This is a genomic window from Streptomyces sp. SYSU D01066-1 (assembly GCF_054956795.1).
In genome coordinates this window covers 31,284-50,784 of the sequence record NZ_JBUDHV010000022.1, presented here as the reverse complement: position 1 = coordinate 50,784, position 19,501 = coordinate 31,284, and the positions used below count along the sequence as shown (strand labels likewise).

At 72.0% G+C, this 19,501-nt stretch carries 8 protein-coding genes; 5 read left to right on the top strand and 3 right to left on the bottom strand.

From position 1 onward, the window contains the following. Window positions 1-47: 47 nt before the first annotated feature. On the bottom strand, window positions 48-1,778 hold the full coding sequence (locus tag ACY1JF_RS20425) for a SpoIIE family protein phosphatase (RefSeq protein ID WP_462706605.1): 1,731 nt from the start codon (window positions 1,776-1,778) through the stop codon (window positions 48-50). A 764-nt stretch (window positions 1,779-2,542) separates the two neighbouring features. On the opposite strand from ACY1JF_RS20425, the gene ACY1JF_RS20420 reads away from it, so the two are divergent. From ACY1JF_RS20420 to ACY1JF_RS20400, 5 genes are all read left to right on the top strand, one after another. Beyond that, a complete protein-coding gene (locus ACY1JF_RS20420; RefSeq protein WP_462706604.1) occupies window positions 2,543-8,959 on the top strand; it encodes a protein kinase domain-containing protein in 6,417 nt (2,138 codons plus the stop codon). Between the two features lie 46 nt (window positions 8,960-9,005). Continuing rightward, window positions 9,006-11,951 carry a helicase-related protein gene (locus tag ACY1JF_RS20415; protein ID WP_462706603.1) on the top strand — a complete coding sequence of 982 codons (2,946 nt, stop codon included), beginning with the start codon at window positions 9,006-9,008 and terminating at the stop codon, window positions 11,949-11,951. Further along, the gene (locus tag ACY1JF_RS20410) at window positions 11,951-16,108 is read left to right on the top strand and encodes an Eco57I restriction-modification methylase domain-containing protein (RefSeq protein ID WP_462706602.1); all 4,158 of its coding nucleotides are present in this window, start codon (window positions 11,951-11,953) and stop codon (window positions 16,106-16,108) included. The genes ACY1JF_RS20415 and ACY1JF_RS20410 overlap by 1 nt, the downstream gene beginning before the upstream one ends. 15 nt (window positions 16,109-16,123) lie before the next feature. Further along, a complete protein-coding gene (locus tag ACY1JF_RS20405) occupies window positions 16,124-16,633 on the top strand; it encodes a hypothetical protein (protein WP_462706601.1) in 510 nt (169 codons plus the stop codon). A gap of 66 nt (window positions 16,634-16,699) precedes the next feature. Further along, window positions 16,700-18,346: a hypothetical protein gene (locus tag ACY1JF_RS20400; protein WP_462706600.1), complete on the top strand. Its 1,647-nt coding sequence runs from the start codon at window positions 16,700-16,702 to the stop codon at window positions 18,344-18,346. 66 nt (window positions 18,347-18,412) lie between these two features. Here ACY1JF_RS20400 and ACY1JF_RS20395 read toward each other — a convergent pair whose 3' ends face one another. Both ACY1JF_RS20395 and ACY1JF_RS20390 read right to left on the bottom strand, forming a co-directional pair. After that, window positions 18,413-18,604 carry a DUF397 domain-containing protein gene (locus ACY1JF_RS20395; RefSeq protein ID WP_462706599.1) on the bottom strand — a complete coding sequence of 64 codons (192 nt, stop codon included), beginning with the start codon at window positions 18,602-18,604 and terminating at the stop codon, window positions 18,413-18,415. Further along, a complete protein-coding gene (locus tag ACY1JF_RS20390) occupies window positions 18,601-19,476 on the bottom strand; it encodes a helix-turn-helix domain-containing protein (protein WP_462706598.1) in 876 nt (291 codons plus the stop codon). Before ACY1JF_RS20390 ends, ACY1JF_RS20395 begins: the two co-directional genes overlap by 4 nt. Between the last annotated feature and the right edge of the window lie 25 nt (window positions 19,477-19,501).

Genomic DNA, 19,501 nt, shown 5'->3' with positions numbered 1-19,501 from the left:
GTACCGGACACCCGGCCGTCCCGCCCGGAGTCCCGGCCGGGGCGGGGCTACTCGTCGCCGGGCGTGCGCAGTGCCAGCATGGCGATGTCGTCGTCACTGCCGCTGGGCCGGACTTCCTCCAGCAGGACGTCGCAGAAGGAATCCAGCGGGCGGTGGACGAGGGAGGCCGCGTGCCGGCGCAGCCGGTCCAGTCCCTCGTCGATGGAGTGGCGCGGGGACTCGATCAGGCCGTCGGTGTAGAGCAGGACGGTGGTGCGCGGCGGCAGGACGGTCATGGCGTCGGGACGGGGCCTGCCGGCTCCGGTCCCGAGCAGGATGCCGTGCCCGTCGGTGAGGTAGCGGGTCCGGCCGTCGTGGCTGACCAGCAACGGCGGCGGGTGGCCGGCGTTGGTCCAGCGCAGCCGCCACGCCGCGTCGTCCCCGAGGGCGAGCGTGGCCAGGATCACGGTCGCCATGGGCACCTCGGCGATGTGCTTCACGGCCTCGTCGAGCTGGTTGACGATGTCGCTGGTGGTGGCCTCGGGCCGGGACCACGCGAAGGCCCGGAGCATGTTGCGCACCTGCGCCATCCCGGCCGCCGCGTCGAGATCGTGCCCCACGACGTCCCCGATGACCAGGGCGTGCCCGCGGTCGCCGGTCAGGGCGAAGGCGTCGTACCAGTCACCGCCGACGGACGAGGCGTGCGGCGCGGGCACGTACCGCGCCCTCATCTCCACTCCGGGCACGGTGGGGAGCTGGGGCAGCAGGTGGCGCTGCATGGTCTCGGCGACCTTGCGCTGGCGCTGGTACAGACGCGCGTTGTCCAGCGCCAGGCCCGCCCGGCGCGTGATGTCCTCCAGCAGGGGCAGGTCGCCGGTGGTGAACGCGGCGGGGCGCTTCGCACGTCCCAGGGTCAGCGCGCCGAGCACGTCGCGCAGGCCCCGGATGGGCGCGATGACGGCGGAGTGCATGCCGGTCTCGGCGAACAGCCGGCGCTGCTCCACCGCGATCCCCGAGTCGGGCGGCCCCTGGTAGATGGCGGGACCGGCCAGGGAGGAGGCGGCGCCGCGCAGCGCCCGCGACAGCGGCATCGGGGACTCCTGCGGCACGGGCGGCATGGGGCCCTGCAGGTCCTCCCGCTCGACCAGGAGGCCGTTCCTGCACTCCATCACCAGGGCACGCCGCACCTCGTCCCGTTCGGTGATCAGGTCGATCACCGCCCAGTCCGCGAGCCGGGGCACCGTCAGGGCCGTCAGCCGGCGCAGCGCCTCCTCCGTGTCGAGGGTGGACGTCAGCTGGGTGGTCGTCTCCGCCAGCAGGGCCAGGCGGTCCAGCTCCGTGAGCGAAGCCGGGGCGTGCCCCGGCTCCTCGTCCGGTGCTCCCCCGTCCGGTCCGTACAGCAGCACCAGGGCGCCGTCCTGTCCCGAGGCGGACGCGTACGGCGTCACCAGCCAGGACAGCTGGAGCAGCGTGCCGTCCGCGCGGGTGAACCAGTCCGTGCCGCCGTGCTCGGTCCTCCGGGCGAGCAGCGCCTTGCGCAGGCGGCAGCGGGTGCGCGGCACGGCGTGCCCGTGGCTGTCACGGTGCAGCAGGTCGTGCGAGTCCTGCCCGAGGAGTTCCTCGTACGTATGGCCGAGCACACGCAGCGCCGGGCCGTTGGCCCCGACGACGAGGCCGTCGGCGTCGACGACGAGCGCGGCCTCCCGCAGCTCCTGCGCCGCCGCGCCGTACGGAGGGCCGGGCACCGTCTCGTGACCGGGCTCGGGCCGGTCTCCCGTGCCGGAACCGGTCACGTCCATGCCTCTCCTCCGCGGTAGCGAACCCCACCGTGTCTCCCAGGAAAATACCCACGTCCGCAGGCCGCCGCAGGAACGGTACCCCCGTCGACGGCGGTGAACGCGCGTGTTCCGGATCACCAACACCCGTCTCATCACGCTCGGGGGCGCTCCGGGCGGGGGTGTCCACGGCGCCGGGACGGTCTCGGGGCCGGTGCTCCTCAGGACGGCCCGTACGGACACGTCGGAGGTGCGCCGGCCGCGACCGCGGACGTGCGGCGGACCGCTGTCCGGGGGTCACCGGCCGCGGCCAAGCGCGGCCGAGCCGCCGGACCACACCGGCCCCGGCTGGTTCCCGACGGGCGTCCGGCCGGCGAGGTGGCCGGCCGTGAGGCCGGCCCTCGGACGGCTCGGGACGCCCGGGGCGGCGGCCCGCCGGCCGCCCTCGCGGCCGAGGCCCGTGGCCTGCGCGCGCCCGGTCGCGGAACCCTGTTCCGCTCCGGTTCCCGCGGCCGGCCGGTCCCCGGTGGGGCGTCGTCCGCCTCGGTCACCGCTTCGGCCCCGGTGCCCGGGCCGAGGAAGTACTCCTCCGTGGTCCTGGACGGCTCCGGGACGTCCGGGTTCGTCATGGAGCGGCGATCGCGGCCCTTTGACCGCACCGGGAACCCACCGTCGCCATACACGTTGACAGCGTCAACGGACACCTGACATCCTCGCCAACTGGCAACGGTATACGCTCCCTACGGGATGTACCTGCCAGGTATACGACGGGTGAAGGGGGAGGGCCGGTGGGGCTGGACACGGTCGACGGGCGGTTCCGGATCGTGGGGATCCTGGGACGCGGGAACATGGGCGAGGTGCACCGGGCCGAGGACCTGCGCGCCGCCGCGGACTCCCCGCACCGGGAGGTCGCGCTCAAGACCGTGCTGCGCGGCCGGACGGGTGTCGCCGTCGCCGCCTCAGGGGCCGGCAAGGAGATCGACCGCTTCCGCCGCGAAGTGCGGATCATGCGGATGCTCTCCCAGGGCCACCCGAACCTCACCCTGCTGATCGACGGCGGCGTGGACCCCGCACCGGGCGGCAGCGGCCTGCCCTACCTGGCCATGGAACTGCTGGACGGTCATCCGCTCGCGGACCTCATCGACGAGGAACCGCAACTGCCGGTCTCCTGGGTCGCCGCCATCGGAGCTCAGATCGCCGCCGGGCTCACCGCCGCGCACACCGCCGGGGTCGTCCACCGCGACCTGAAGCCGGCGAACGTGATGCTGACCGGTGACGGCACCGTCAAGATCCTCGACTTCGGCATGGGCTCGGTCGTGGACGACCCCGACCAGACGCGGCTGACGAGCACGGGCGTCAGCGTCGGTACGGCCCGTTACATGGCGCCCGAGCAGTTCCGCGCCGAACGGATCTCGGCCTCCGCCGACCTCTACGCGCTCGGCTGCATCCTGTACGAGTTGCTGATCGGACGGCCGCCGTTCTCCGCCCGGACCCCCTACGAGCTGTCTGAACAGCACCAGCACCAGAGACCCCCGCAGCTGAGCCTGGTCCGCCCGGACCTGCCCGCCGAGCTGGTCCGGCTGGTGGACCGGCTCCTGGAGAAGGACGCCGAACACCGCCCCGAGCACGCCGCCCTCGTCCGTGAGGCGCTGCTCCCGCTCGCGTCGGCGCCGGACGACACGGCCGCCCTGCTGGCCCCGCACTGGCAGGCGACGGACCCGGTGGCACGGCTGCGTGCCCTGCTTCCCGCGCCCACCGCGGCGGCGCCCGCGCCCGCACCGCGCAGGGAGCCGCGGCTGCCCGAGGCGATGGACGTCTTCGGCATCCACGCCGACCTGATCAGTGAGTACGAGAGTTTCACCAAGAGCGCCACGGTGATCCGGGACGCGCGTATCGCCGGCTTCGTCGAGGACGACCTGGCGGCGAAGTCGCAGTGGCCCGACCCGTGGCTGTCGCTGAACCCGTTCTTCGCCGACGGCGGCCAGGTCACCGACCTGGTGCGGGACGGAGTGCTGCACCCGAGATGCGCGGAGATCTTCCAGGCCGGCAAGACGCAGACGTCACCGCGCCCGGACGGCCGCCCCCTGACCTTCCACCTCCACCAGCGGCAGGCGATCGAGGCCGCGCAGGCCGGCGACTCCTACGTCCTCACCACCGGTACCGGCTCCGGCAAGTCCCTGTCGTACATCGTCCCGATCGTCGACCGGGTGCTGAAGGAGCGCCAGGCGGCGGGCCCGAAGGCGGGCAGCCGGGTGCGGGCGATCGTCGTCTACCCCATGAACGCGCTGGCCAACTCCCAGCTGGGTGAGCTGGAGAAGTACCTGCGGTACGGGTTCGGGGCGGGCCGTGAGCCGGTCACCTTCGCCCGGTACACCGGCCAGGAGTCCGAGGAGGACCGCAAGAAGCTGCGCAAGGACCCGCCGGACATCCTGCTGACCAACTACGTGATGCTGGAGCTGATGCTGACCCGGCCGGACGACCGGGACAGCCTGATCCAGATGGCCGAGGGGCTGCGGTTCCTCGTCTTCGACGAGCTGCACACCTACCGGGGCCGGCAGGGCGCGGACGTGGCGTTCCTGATCCGCCGGGTCCGGGAGGCGTGCCGGGCCTCGGCGACCCTGCAGTGCATCGGCACCTCGGCGACCATGTCCACCGAGGGCTCCTGGGAGGACCAGCGGCGCGAGGTGGCCAAGGTGGCCGGCCGGCTGTTCGGTACGACGGTGCTGCCGAAGCGGGTCATCGGCGAGACCCTGGTGCGGGCGACCGGGGAGGCGCCGAAGACCGTGCCCGCCGAGCGGCTGCGGGTGCCGTCAGCGCCCCGCTCGTACGAGGCGCTGACGAAGGACCCGCTGGCCCGCTGGGTGGAGGCCCGGTTCGGACTGGAGCGCGAGGAGGGCACGGGACGGCTGCGCCGCTGTGCGCCGGACACCATCGAGAAGGCCGCCGCCGAGCTGGCCGCCGAGTCCGGGGTGGCCGAGGAGAGTGTGCGGGAGGCGATCCGCACGACCCTGGAGGCGGGTGCGCAGGCCAAGCACCCGGTGACGGAGCGGCCGTTGTTCGCGTTCCGCCTGCACCAGTTCCTCTCCAAGGGCGACACCGTGTACACGACCCTGGAGGATCCGCTCGCCAGGCCGCTCACCCGCGTCTACCAGCTGGAGCAGCCGGACAGCGACGGCAAGCCGCTGTTCCCGCTGGCGTTCTGCCGTGAGTGCGGCCAGGAGTACCTGACCGTCTGGCGCACCGAGGAGGGCGGTACGTTCCGGTACGAACCGCGCCGGGACACCTCCGCGTCCGGCGGCCGTGCGGGCGAGGGGTACCTGTACGTGGGCGTGCCCGGGGAGGACTACGAGTGGCCGGCCGACCCGCAGATCGCGGTGGACGACCGGCGGCTGCCCGAGTCGTGGCTGGAGCAGGACGCCCAGGGCCTGACGGTCGTCAAGAAGTCCTACCGGCCCCGGGTGCCCAAGCGCGTCGTCGTGGACGCCCGTGGCGACGAGTCGGGCGAGGGCCTGGTGGCGGCGTTCGTCCCGGCGCCCTTCCTCTTCTGCCTGCACTGCCAGGTCTCCTACGAGCAGACCCGCGGTCGGGACTTCGCCAAGCTGGCCACGCTGGACCAGGAGGGCCGTTCGTCGGCGACCTCGCTGATCTCCGCGTCGATCGTGAAGTCCCTGCGGGCGGTGCCGAAGGAGAGCCTGGGCAAGGAGGCGCGCAAGCTCCTCACCTTCGTCGACAACCGGCAGGACGCCTCGCTGCAGGCCGGGCACTTCAACGACTTCGCCCAGGTGACCCAGTTGCGCGGCGCGCTGTACCGGGCCGCGGTGGACGCCGGTGAGGAGGGACTGCGGCACGACGACCTCGCCGAGGCCGTCACCACGGTGATGGGGCTGAGCCCGCGCGAGTACGCGACCGGCGCGGATCTGCCGCCGTCCCTGGAGCGCCGGGCCGTCAAGGTGTTCCGGGACGTCGTCGGCTACCGCCTCTACCGCGACCTGGAGCGCGGCTGGCGCGTCACGATGCCGAACCTGGAGCAGACGGGGCTGCTGCGAATCGACTACGAGGACCTGGACTGGGTCGCCGCCCACCCCGAGCGGTGGCGGTCCGCGCACGCCGTGCTGCGCGACGCCGACCCGGCGCTGCGCGCGGAGGTCTCCCGTACGCTGCTCGACTTCATGCGGCGCGCGCTCGCCATCGACGTGCAGTACTTCCGCGACGACTTCGACACCCTCCAGCGGGCCAGCGAGGAGCGTCTGACCGGACCGTGGGTGCTGGGTGAGAGCGACCGGCCGGCCGTCGGCACCGCCTACCCGTACGGTTCCCGGCCCGGCATGGAGCGCTCCGCGCTGTTCCTGTCGGCCCGTGGCAAGTTCGGCAAGTACCTGCGGCGGAACATGCCCGAACTGCGCGAGCCCAAGGGCTCCCTGGAGGACGTCCAGGCCGTCATCGACGATCTGCTGAAGGTGCTGCGCGACGCGGAGCTGGTGCGTGAGGTGGACGCGGCGCCGGAGCACTCCGGTCCGGCCTTCCGCCGCCGTGCGGGGCAGAGGCGCACCGGCTACCGGGTGTCGGCCGCCGCCCTGGTCTGGCGGGCCGGAACCGGTGAGCGGGGCGCGGTCGACCCGCTGGCACGGACCTACAGCAGCGGCGAGGGGCCGCGCGTCAACCCGTTCTTCCGCGACCTGTACCGGAGCGCCGCCGCGGAGCTGGCCGGCCTGTACGCGCGGGAGCACACCGCGCAGGTCCTGCCGGAGGACCGGCTGGAGCGGGAGAGGGAGTTCCGCACGGCGGACCTTCCCCTGCTGTACTGCTCGCCGACCATGGAACTGGGCGTGGACATCTCCTCGCTCAACGCCGTCATGATGCGCAACGTGCCGCCGACCCCGGCGAACTACGCGCAGCGCTCGGGCCGGGCCGGCCGTTCCGGTCAGCCCGCGCTGGTCACCACGTACTGCGCGACGGGCAACAGCCACGACCAGTACTACTTCCGCAAGTCCCAGGACATGGTGTCGGGGCAGGTGGCCCCGCCGCGCCTGGACCTCGCCAACGAGGACCTGGTCCGCTCCCACCTGCAGGCCATCTGGCTGGCGGAGACCGGGATGAAGCTCGGCACGGCGATTCCCGAGGTCATCGACGTCGCCTACGACCCGGACGGCGGCGACCGGCCCGACCCGCGGATGCCGCTGCCGCTCCTGGCCCACATCGGTGACAGGTGCTGGGACGAGGACGCCCGCTCCCGCGCGGTCGTCACCGCCCGCACCGTCCTCGCCCCGCTGATCGCCGACTTCGAGTCGACCACCTGGTGGTACGACGAGTGGATCGAGGACCGGGTCGAGCGGGCCCCGGGCGAGTTCGACGCCGCCTTCGACCGCTGGCGGGAGCTGTTCCGGGCGGCCGTCATCGATCAGTACGAGCAGAACCGGCGCGTCGTCGACCACACCCTGTCGCAGGGTGAGCAGACCCGGGCGCGCACCCGCCGCCGGGAGGCGGAGACCCAGACCAACCTGCTGCTGAACCGCTCGGTCGACAGCAAGTCGGTGATGAGCGACTTCAACCCGTACCGCTATCTGGCGTCCGAGGGCTTCCTGCCCGGCTACAGCTTCCCGAGGCTGCCGCTGGCGGCCTACATCCCGCGCTCCGGCAACCGCCGCAACGCCGACGGCGACTACCTGCAGCGCCCCCGCTTCCTGGCGATCCGCGAGTTCGGCCCCGGCGCGCTGATCTACCACGAGGGTGCCCGCTACCAGGTCACCCGGGTCCAGCTGCCGCCGGACGCCTCGGGCGAGCTGGCGACGGCGGAGGCCCGGCGCTGCGCCGGCTGCGGCTACCACTACGCGGTCAAGCCGGGCTCCGACAGGTGCGCGATGTGCGGGGAGGAACTGCGTGCCAAGCGCACCGGCCTGCTCCACCTGCACACCGTGTACACCACGCCGCGCGAGCGGATCTCCTCCGACGAGGAGGAGCGCCGCCGGGCCGGTTTCCGGCTGGAGACGTCGTACGCCTTCCAGGACCACGGGGTCCGCAAGGGCCGCCTCACCTCGCACGTCACCGACGCCGAGGACGCGCCCGTGCTCGACCTGGACTACGGCGACTCGGCGACCGTCCGCATCACCAACCTCGGCCGGGTCCGCGACAAGGAGGGCGAGCCGGACGGCTACTGGCTGGACCTGGGCGACGGCCGCTGGCTCAACGACCGGGCCGCCGCCGACGCCATCGAGGGCACCGGCATGCCGGTGGTCGACGAGGACGGCAACGAGAAGCGGCGCAAGAAGCGGGTCCTGCCCTACGTCGAGGACCGCCGCAACATCCTCGTGGTCACCCTGGACGAGCCGCAGCCCGAGCCGGTGGCGCTGTCGTTCCTGTACGCGCTGGAGCGGGGCATCGAGGCGGCGTTCGAGCTGGAGGACTCCGAGCTGACCGCGGAGCTGCTGCCCCCCGACGACGGACCGCGCCGCCGTCTGCTGTTCACGGAGGCCGCCGAGGGCGGCGCGGGTGTGCTGCGCCGCGTCCAGCACGACAGGGACGCCCTCGCCGAGGCCGCCCGGACCGCCCTGGAGATCTGCCACTTCGACCCGGTCACGGGCGAGGACCGGGGCGGCCCGGACGAGGACGAGAAGTGTGCCCGCGGCTGCTACGCCTGTCTGCTGACCTACGCCAACCAGACGCACCACCGCCAGCTGAGCCGGCACGCCGCCCGCCCGCTGCTGCTGCGGCTGGCCGGTGCCCAAACCGTCCGGGAGGACCGCGGCGAGTCCCGCAGCGAGCGGTTCCGCAGGCTGGCCCCGGCGGTGGGGAGCGCGTCCGCCGGCTCCGGCGGTGCGCCGGCAAAGAGCGCGGCCGGCGGCCCGGCGGCCGCGAGCGCGCCCACCGGTACGCCGCCCTCCTCGCCCACCCCCGTGGAGGCGGACCTGGCCGCTCTCGTGGCGCGGGGCGACCTGCTCGGGTGGCTGCGGGCCAAGGGGTACCGGCTGCCGGACGAGGCGGGCGTGCTCGTCCCGGAGGCGGAGGCCCGCCCCGACCTCGTCTTCCACCTGGACGGCGCCGACCTGGCCGTCTTCGTCGACGTGCCCGGCCGTCCGGCCGACTCCACCCGCGACGTCGAGGCCGGCTACCGGCTGGAGGACGCCGGATGGGACGTCCTGCGCTTCCCCGCGGACGCCGACTGGGACGCCATCACCGACCACAACGCGGCCTACTTCCACCTGCGCTGACGACCGGCCGCCCCCGATCGCCCCTACCTAGGAACCGAGAGATCTCATGAGCCTCACTTATCCAGCCGGCTCGCTGGTCGCCGCCCGTGGCCGGGAGTGGGTCGTCCTGCCGGAGAGCGCCCCCGACATGCTGGTGCTGCGCCCGCTGGGCGGCAGCGAGGACGACGTCGCGGCCGTCTTCCCCGCGTTCGAGGACGTGCGCTCGGCCGAGTTCGCGGCGCCGAGCCCGGCCGACCTGGGCGACCAGCGCGCCGCCGGCCTGCTGCGCACGGCGCTGCGCATCGGGTTCCGGTCGGGCGCGGGCCCGTTCCGCTCCCTGGCGTCGATCGCCGTGGAGCCGCGCGCCTACCAGCTGGTGCCGCTGCTGATGGCGCTGCGGCAGCGCACCGTGCGCCTGCTGATCTCGGACGACGTGGGCATCGGCAAGACGGTCGAGGCGGGTCTGATCGCCAAGGAGCTGCTCGCGCAGGGCGAGGCGGCCCGGCTGGCCGTGCTGTGCTCCCCGGCCCTCGCCGAGCAGTGGCAGTCCGAGCTGCGGGAGAAGTTCGGCATCGACGCCGAACTGGTCCTGGCCTCCACGGTGTCGCGTCTGGAAAGGGGCCTGCAGCTGGGCGAGTCGCTGTTCGACAAGCACCCGTTCACGATCATCTCGACGGACTTCATCAAGTCCACCCGGCACCGTGAGGACTTCGTCAAGCACTGCCCCGACCTGGTGATCGTCGACGAGGCCCACGCGTGCGTGGCCGCCGACGACGCCGGGCAGCACGGCGCGTCGTCGGCCTCGAACCAGCTCCGGTACGAACTGCTGCGCCGGATCTCCGCCGACGCCGACCGTCACCTGCTGCTGCTGACGGCGACCCCGCACTCCGGCAAGGAGTCCGCGTTCCGCAACCTGCTCGGCCTGGTGCGGCCCGAACTGGCGACGCTGGACCTGGAGACGGCGGCCGGGCGGGCGAGGCTCGCCGAGCACTTCGTGGCCCGCAAGCGCGCCGACGTCCGCGACTACCTCACCAAGGAGGACGGTCTCGCCGACGACTCCCTGGCCGAGCGGACCGCCTTCCCGTCCGACCGCTGGACCAAGGACGAGCCGTACAAGCTGTCCCCCGCCTACCGGGCGCTGCTCGACGACGCCATCGCCTACGCCCGGGACCGGGTCGCGGCGGCGGACGAGCAGGGCAAGCGGGAGGCCCGTATCGCCTGGTGGTCGGTGATCGCGCTGCTGCGTTCGATGGTGTCCTCGCCGGCCGCCGCCGCGCAGACCCTGAGGACCCGTTCGGAGTCGGCCGCCGCCCGCACCGCGCTCGAAGCGGACGTGCTGGGCGCTCCGGTGGCGGCCGACTCGGCGGAGAACGACCGGCTGGAGGGCATGGACGTCGCACCGGGCGCCGCCGAGTCGGAGGAGGCGGGCGCCCGGCTGCTGGAGCTGGCCGAGCGGGCGGAGGCGCTCGTCGGTCCGGCCGAGGACGCCAAGCTGAAGGCCCTCACCCGGCACCTGAAGAACCTGATCGCCGACGGGTACCACCCGATCGTCTTCTGCCGCTACATCCCCACGGCCGAGTACCTCGCCGAGCAGCTCGACGGCAAGCTCGGCAAGAAGACGAAGCTCGCCGCCGTGACCGGCACCCTGTCGCCGCAGCAGCGCCTGGCGCGCATCGAGCAGCTGGCCGCCGAGGCCGCCGGGGAGGACGGCGACCCGGCCGTGCGCCGGGTGCTGATCGCCACCGACTGCCTCTCCGAGGGCGTCAACCTCCAGCACCACTTCGACGCCGTCGTCCACTACGACCTGGCCTGGAACCCGACCCGGCACGACCAGCGCGAGGGCCGCGTCGACCGCTACGGCCAAAAGCGCGACCAGGTCCGGGTCATCACCATGTACGGCGAGGACAACGGCATCGACGGCAAGGTCCTGGAGGTGCTGTTCAAGAAGCACCGGCAGATCAAGAAGGACCTGGGCATCTCCGTCTCCGTCCCCGACGAGACCGCGTCCGGGGTCACCGACGCCGTCGTGGAGTGGCTGCTGCTGCACGGGCGGCAGGGCAGCCAGGAGAGCCTGTTCGACCTCGACACCCGGCAGGAGTCCTTCGACCGGATCGAGCGGGAGTGGACGTCGGCGGCCGAGCGGGAGAGGACGTCCCGTTCCAAGTACGCCCAGCGGGCCATCCACCCCGAGGAGGTGGCCCGGGAGGTCGCCGCCGTACGGGCCGCGCTCGGCAGCGCCGACGAGGTCCGCGACTTCGCCCTGGAGGCGCTGCGCGACCTGGACGCCGTGGTCCGCGACCCGCGCGACGGCACCGGCGACTTCACCGCCCAGGTCGGCGGCACCCCGGCCGGTCTGCGGGACGCGCTCGCCGCCGCGCTGGGCAGCCGGCCCGTGGAGGAGGACCGCGCGATCCCGTTCCGCACCACGCCGGCCACCGCCCGCGGCGAGGTCGCCCTGGTCCGCACCGACCCGGCGATCGGCGCCGTCGCCTCGTACGTCCTCGACGCGGCGCTGGACGCCGACGCCCTCGGCCCGCGCCCGGCCCGCCGCTGCGGTGTGGTGACCACGGACGCGGTGACGAGGCTGACGACCCTGCTGCTGGTCCGCTACCGCTTCCATCTGACGCTGCCCTCCCGCAGCGGGGAGAGGCAGATCGTCGCCGAGGACGCCCGGCTGCTCGCCTTCGAGGGCATGCCGGCCCGCGCCCGCTGGCTGGACGACGACGCGGCGGCCGCGCTGCTGTCGGCGCGGGCCACCGCGAACACGCACGAGCAGCGGGTCCGCAACCAGATCGGCCGCACCCTGGCCGGCCTGCCGGAGCTGTCCGCGCACCTCACCGAGTACGGCACCCGGCTCGCCGCCGAGCTGGACGCCTCGCACCGCCGGGTCCGCAAGGCCAACGAGGAGATCGTCCGCGGCCTGAAAGTCGTCCCGCAGGAGCCCGCCGACGTCCTCGGCGTCTACGTCTACCTGCCGCCCGCCGCCTCTACCGCCTCCGGAGCCGAAGCCTGATGTCCGCCGCCCCTCGCACCGCCCTGGCCTTCACCGCCGTCACCACGGTCGGCGGCCTCCTGCCCCCGGACATGCTGCTGCGCGTCGCCGAGGCACGGAACCTGCCGGGCACCAGGTCCGCCGACTACGGCCTGCCCGCCTCCGTCGCCGTCCGCGACGAGGCCGAGCGCGCCTGGGAGTACCTCAAGCCGCTCTGGCGCGACCTGCGCACCGCCCTGCCCTCCGACCCGACGACCGGCGCCCCCGCCGCCGACCCCACCGGCCGGGCCGGCACCGACTGGCTCGCCCAGCTCTTCCGCAAGCTGGACTTCGGCACGCTGACGGAGGTCGGCCCGGCGGGCGTCCCCGCCGACTCCGACCCGGACAAGTGCTTCCCGGTCTCCCACCGCCACGGTCCCGCCCTCCTCCACCTCGTCCCGTGGAACCAGGAGCTGGACAAGCGTCCCGCCCCCGGCCAGGTCCCGCCCCAGTCCATGCTCCAGGACTGCCTCAACCGCACCGAGGCCCACCTGTGGGCCGCCCTCACCAACGGCCGCCGCCTGCGCCTGCTGCGCGACTCGTCGTCCTTCGCCACCGCCGCCTACGTCGAGTTCGACCTGGAGGCGATCTTCGACGGCGAGCTGTTCAGCGAGTTCGTGCTGCTGTACTGCGTGCTGCACGCGTCGCGGTTCGAGGTGGCGGAGGGGACGGCGCCCTCGGGGTGCTGGCTGGAGAAGTGGCGGACGGTCGCCATCGAGTCCGGCAGCCGGGCACTGGACCACTTCCGCGACGGCGTCCAGGCGGCCCTCACCGTCCTGGGCACGGGCTTCCTGAGCCACCCGCGGAACACCCACCTCCGCGAGAACCTGGACGTCCACGCCTTCCAGACGGCCCTGCTCCGGCTCGTCTACCGCATGATCTTCCTCTTCGTCGCCGAGGACCGGAACGCCCTCCTCGACCCCGACGCGGACGACCTGACCCGCGACCGCTTCGCCCGCTACTTCTCCACCGCCCGGCTGCGCCGCCACGCCCTGCGCCGCCTGGGCACCGCCCACGACGACCGCTACCGCGCCCTGGAACTCCTCATCGAGGCGCTGGGCTCGGAGCAGGGCCGCCCCGAGCTGGGCCTGAAGGGACTCGGCGGCCTCTTCAACGACACCCCCGCCGACCGTCCCCTGCGCGGCGCGCGGCTGGCCAACCGCCACCTGTTCGAGGCCGTCAAGCACCTGGCCCGGGTCCGCGACGCGGGCTCGGCCCGCTGGCGCCCCGTCGACTACCTGCGCATGGGCGCCGAGGAACTCGGTTCGGTCTACGAGGCACTGCTGGAGCTGGTGCCCAAGCACAGCGCCGCCGACCGCACCTTCGAACTGGTCGACCGCATCGGCAACGACCGCAAGAAGACCGGCAGTTACTACACCCCGACCGCGCTCACCGAGACCCTCCTCGACTCCACGCTGAACCCGGTGATAGACGACGCCGTCAAGCGCGGGGAGCAGCGCGCGAGCGCCGAGGGCCGCGTCGACCCCGCCGACACGATCGTCGAGGAACTCCTCTCCCTCACGGTCTGCGACCCCGCCTGCGGCTCGGGCCACTTCCTGGTGGCGGCGGCCCGCCGGATCGCCAAGCGGGTGGCGGCGGTGCGCGAACGCAACCCCGAGCCCACGGCGGACGCGGTGGCGGACGCCCTCCGGGAGGTCGTCGCCCGCTGCCTGTACGGCGTGGACCTCAACCCCATGGCCGTCGAACTGGCCAAGGTGTCGCTGTGGCTGGAGGCCATGAAGGCCGGCCGCCCCCTCGGTTTCCTCGACTCCCACATCAAGCACGGCAACGGTCTGATCGGGGCGACCCCGGCCCTGATGCGGGACGGCATCCCGGACCGGGCGTTCAAGAAGACCGAGGGCGACGACGAAGGCTGGGCCCGGCAGCTGATGGCCCGCAACACGGAGGAACGCCGGGGCCAGGGCGGCCTGTTCGAGATCGAGACGGAGACCAGGGTCGCCAACGCGTCCTTCGCCCAGGGGCTGCGCCGGATCACCGACGCCCCGGACGGCGACCTCGCCGCCGTCCGCCGCAAGGAGGCCGACTTCCGGAAGTGGTCCGGCTCGGCCGAGTACCGGCACGCCCTGCACGTGGCGGACGCGTGGTGCGCGGCCTTCGTCTGGCACAAGCGGGAGGACGCCCCGCCGGCCATCACCCACAAGACGTTCCGGGGGCTGGAGGACCCGGAGGGCAACGCGGCACCCGAGTCGACCCACGTCGAGATCGAGCGGCTGCGGGACCAGTACGCCTTCTTCCACTGGCACCTGGAGTTCCCCGAGGTGTTCACGGTCCCGGAGGACGGCGGCGCGTCGACGGGTACGGGGGCGGTCGATCCGGTGACGGGGTGGGCCGGTGGGTTCTCGTGCGTGGTCGGGAATCCGCCGTGGGACAAGGTCGACTTCGAGGACAAGAAGTACTTCAGCGTCGTCAACCCCGACATCGCGGAGATCGCCGGCACGGCCCGGCGCACCCGCATCGCCGAGTGGGAGCAGGAGTACCCGGAGGCCGGGAAGCGGTACCGGGAGGCGCGGCGCGCGGTCAAGGGGACGTTCCATTTCGCGGGGGACTCGGGGGTGTTCCCGCTGTGCGCGAAGGGGCTGACGGTCAAGGGGGTCACCATGATCCAGACCGACACCCTGTTCGCCGAGCGGATGGCGACCGTGGTCGCACCCGAGGGACGGTTCGGTGTGATCCTGCCGACGGCGATCGCCACAGGTGCCGGGTCTCAGCATCTGTTCGGTGACTTCACGCGGCGGGGGGTTCTGGCCTCGCTGTACGACTTCGAGAACCGGCGACCGAAGTCACCCGCGCTACCCAAGGGCGGCAAGTGGTTCGAGAGCGTGGACTCCCGCTACAAGTTCTGCCTGCTCACCCTCACCGGCCGGGCCGCGCAGGCGGACGCCAGTCGCATCGGCTTCTTCCTGTCCGACGTCACGGACTTGGAGGACCCGAAGCGGGTCTTCGCCCTCGACCCGGAGGACCTCGCCAGGATCAATCCCAACACGGGCACGCTGCCGGTGTTCCGGACCCAGCGCGACGCGGACATCACTGCTGGCGTGTACAGGCGGGTGCCGGTGCTGTGGCACGAGGGTCGCCGGGACGGAAACCCGTGGTGCATGGCGTTCAAGGCGACCTTCTTCCACATGACCGACGACTCCGACCTCTTCCGCAGCCGCGAAAGGCTTGAGGACGAGGGGTGGGAGCTGCGGGGCAACGTCTTCGAGCGGGGTGAGGAGCGGATGCTGCCGTTGTACGAGGGCAAGATGGCCCATATTTTCGACCACCGCTGGAACTCCTACACCGGCACCGGCAACGAAGAACGCCGCCGCATCAACGCCTCTGAGAAAGCCGATCCCGCGGCATACGCTGATCCCCGGTACTGGGTCCTCGAAAATGGCCCCATCCCCACAGTGCGCAAGGGGAAGGACACTGAGGAACGCGGCATCGATGAGCGCCTGGCCGAGATGCACTGGCCGCACGGGTGGCTGCTCGGCTGGCGCGACGTGTGCCGAACGACGGATGAGCGAACGGCCATCCCCGCCTTCTTGCCGCGCACAGCCGTCGGACACACGTACCCTCTGATGCTGCCCCGCGTCGCCTCTCCGCTCGTCGCGGCTCTGATCGCCACCCAGTCCTCCCTGGTCTTCGACTTCGTGAGTCGTCAGAAGGTCAGCGACGCCCACATGAAGCTCTTCATCTGGAAGCAGCTCCCCGTCCCCACCCCTACCACCCTCGAACCCCACCTTCCCTTCCTCCTCCCCCGCGTCCTCGAACTCGTCTACACGGCGTACGACATGACCCCCCTCGCCCGCGACTTGGGCGACGAGGGCGAACCGTTCCAGTGGGACGAGACCCGCCGCGCCCAGCTGCGCGCCGAGCTGGACGCCTACTTCTTCCACCTCTATGGGATCTCCCGCGAGGACACCGACTACGTCCTGGAGTCCTTCCAGTCACCGACTGGCGGCCTCAAGAACAACGAGATCGCCAAGTTCGGCGAGTACCGCACCAAGCGGCTCGTCCTCGCCGAGTACGACCGCATGGCCGACGCCGGTCTGTCCCTGGAGAAGCCGCTCACCGACGCCGACGCCTACCGCTCCCCGCTCACCCCGCCCCCCGGCCAAGGCCCCCGGCACGGGTAAGGAGGGCGGCTGAAGATGGTTCGCAGAAGCCAGTCCAGTAACCCGCGCTCGGTCGTCGTCCTGACCTCGGGCGCGGACTGGGGTACCCGTGCGGCCGGGCAACGGCGCGGCAGTGGGGCCGAGTCGCCGATCCCCCGGCGCCAGCCCGCGAAGATCAAGGCGTTGCAGCGGACCATCGGGGTCGCGCGTGCGGCGATCAACAACAAGCGGTGGCATCAGGCGCGTTACGCGCTCAGCCGGGCCCGTGCTCTCGTCAACGCCCTTCCCGCCGGCGTGACCGTCCAGGAGCGCGAGCAGCTCTCGGCGCTCCGCAAGAAGTACGCGGCACGCAACACCCCGGCCGCGAAGAATGCCAAGCAACCGAAGCCGACACCAGGCGGACGTGCGAGGGGAAAGAAGCCCGTCCCGAAGAAGTCCACGGCGAAAAGCACGGCGCAAAAGCCCAAACCCGTTCCAGTACGCAACCTCGGCGACCGCTTCATCAACCGTGCGGCCCTCGGTTACGAACCGACCGACAAGGCGTGAGACAGCGGTGAAGCCGCCCGCCCCGAACCCCGAACTGCTCCACCCCGATCCCAGCGAGGAGCGCTCATGGAACCACGCGGCTACCGCATGGTGGTCTCGACCGAACTCAACTACGTCAAGGCATGCGGCATAGCGGAGCGCCAACTGCTCGACTGGATCCGCGGCAAGGGGTACGACCCGTCCGGGCTGGACGAGGGCCGGACCGAGATCGCGCCGCACGCCACCCTCGACCGTGACTCGGAAGGCGGCCGCAAGGGCGCCTACAGCCGGTGGCGCATGCGCGAGACACCCTCCGCGACCTCGGGTACCTGGCAGTCCACGCTCATCGTGCGCTCCGGTCTTGAGGAGGACGCGGGCCGTACGTGGGTGCAGGTCGACATCGAGCACCAGCCGCCCCGTGAGGGAGTCGCCCCCAAGCGCGCCAACACACCGAACATCGTCCGTTCTCTCCTGGACGCGCTGGAGGCACGGGACGCACAGGCCGATGTCACTGCCGCGCCCACCTTCATCGAGGTCGAGGACGTCGACGACGTCATCGAGGAGCTGTGTGACAGCAACCGGCGGATGCCCGTCGTCATCGCCACGGTGCCGTACGGGAAGGACCCCGACGACTGGTCGCGGACGGTCGTCGAACCACTCTTCCGTTATCTGCACGGACTGGCCGTACTGTACGTGCTCACGCCGGAAGCACAGGCCAAGTTCAACGCCGCGCTGGAGTACCACCCCGTGTTCGGCGGTGGCGTCCGCACCTACCTGCCGGGGCTTGACCCGGCCTGGAAGCCCGACGCGCAACGCCACCCCGTCATGTCGCGCCGCACCATCGAAGCCGACCCTCGCCGCGCCGCTTCCACACTCGCGGCCCTCCCCCAGCGCCTGTCCTCGCGGCAGCCGCTTCCCCCGGCGCTGCTCAGCATTCCGCGCCACCGCACTCGCCCCCGCTCGTCCTCGGACGGCACGGACATCGTTCAGCTCCGCTCCGACAACGCGGCGCTGACCGCCTTGCTGGACGAGGCGGAACGCGCGGAGGCCATCCGGGTCGACGAGATCAACGACCTGTACGCGGAACTGGCGAAGGCGGACCAGGCCAGCAACGAACTGCGCGGTGAGAACGAGGAACTGTACGACAAGGTCCAGGAGTCCCAGCGGCTCATACGCTTCCTGCGTGACCGACTCCAGGAGGCGGGGCAGTTCGCCGACTCCCACACGCCGGCTGTCGCCGCGGACATCACCTACCCGACGACCTTCTCCGAACTGCTGGAACGCCTGGGCGAACTGCCCGGCATCTCCTTCACCGGAAACCCCAAGATCACCCGGTCCCTCGACAGTCAGTCGGTGGACAACTGGCTGTACGTCGCCTGGGACGGGCTACTGGCCCTGGATCACTTCGCCCGGTCCTCCGCGGACGGCACGACCTCCGGTGACTTCCTGAGCTGGTGCAAGTCCGACGCCTCCAGCGCTTTTCCCTTCCCGGCGGCCAAGGTGGCCATGCGCGAGTCGGACACCGTCGCCCGCAAAGCGAAACTGCGCGTCGAGCGCGTCCTCCCGGTTCCGAAGGCGGTGGACCCCGACGGCCGGGTCTTCATGCAGGCCCACCTGAAGATCGGAGGAGGCAACACCATCGCCCCACGCCTGCACTTCTACGACGACTGCCCTCGCTCCGGGAAGGTCTACGTCGGCTACCTCGGCCCGCACCTGCGCAACACCCTCACCTGACGCGAGCGTAGAGGAGTTGCCGCCCGCCCACCGGACCCCCGGTGCGGCGGGCGGCACATCAGAGGCTCAGCTACCCGACACGAACCGCACGAAGGGCGCCCACTCCTCGCGCCCCACCGCGAACGCCGGGCGGGTGGTGTCCTTGGAGTCCCGTATGTGCACGGCCTGCTCAGCGATGGCGATCTCCACGCAGCTGTCGCCCTGGGTGCCGCTGTAGGTGGACTTGAACCAGGCGAGTTCCGTCGTACCGCTGTTCATAGGTCTCCTCGAAGTCGCTCCAGCAGGTCCCGGGATTCCTTGGGATTCAGGGCCTGCGAGCGCAGTGTGTCATAGCGGCGGCAGAGCAGACTCACCTCTTTCGGGTCGGAGATCAGCCGGCCGTTCTGCTGCCCCTCGGAGTAACCGAGCCTCTTGCCCTCCTTGGTCTCCAACACCTGCACAGGCCCGTCCAAGCACCCATGGAACTCCAACTCCAGCGGCACGACCTGAAGTGTCACATTGCGCGGCGCCGTGATGTCGAGCACCAGGTCGAGCATGCTGCGCTGCACCTGCGCGCCGCCCAGTCGCCGCCGGAACACCGACTCCTCCACGATGAAGCTGAACGGCACGGTCGACTGTTCCCGCATCATCGCCTGCCGCTTCATCCGGGCAGCGAGCTGGATCTCCGTCTGTTCCTCGGTCAGCAGCGGGATGCTGTTGTCGAACACCGCCCGCGCATACGCCTCCGACTGCAACAGCCCCGGCACCAGCCGGCACTCGTACGTGCACAGGCTCACCGCCTCCCGCTCCAGCCGGGCCCACTCCCGGAACCACGCCGCGAGCCCCTGCCCGCCCCGGCTGAGATGCCGTGCGGCCTTCCGCAACGCGCCCGTGTTGCCGAGGGCCGTGTCCGCGCGGTCCACGAAGATCTCGTCCGGCATCCGGCGGCCCAGTTCCACCGAGGCGACGGTGTGCTTCGAGTACTGGATCAGCGCGGCCAGCTCGGCCCGGCTGAGCCCCTGGAACTCGCGCAGGGCCTGGAGGAACGCGCCGAACGTGCGCAGACTCCCCGACCGGTGGGGCTCCCGCCCGCACTCCCCCGCCGCGACCGCCCGCTCGTCCTCGGCGCCGGCTCCGTCGATGATGTCCATACGCCACCCCTTTGACCATCCCTCG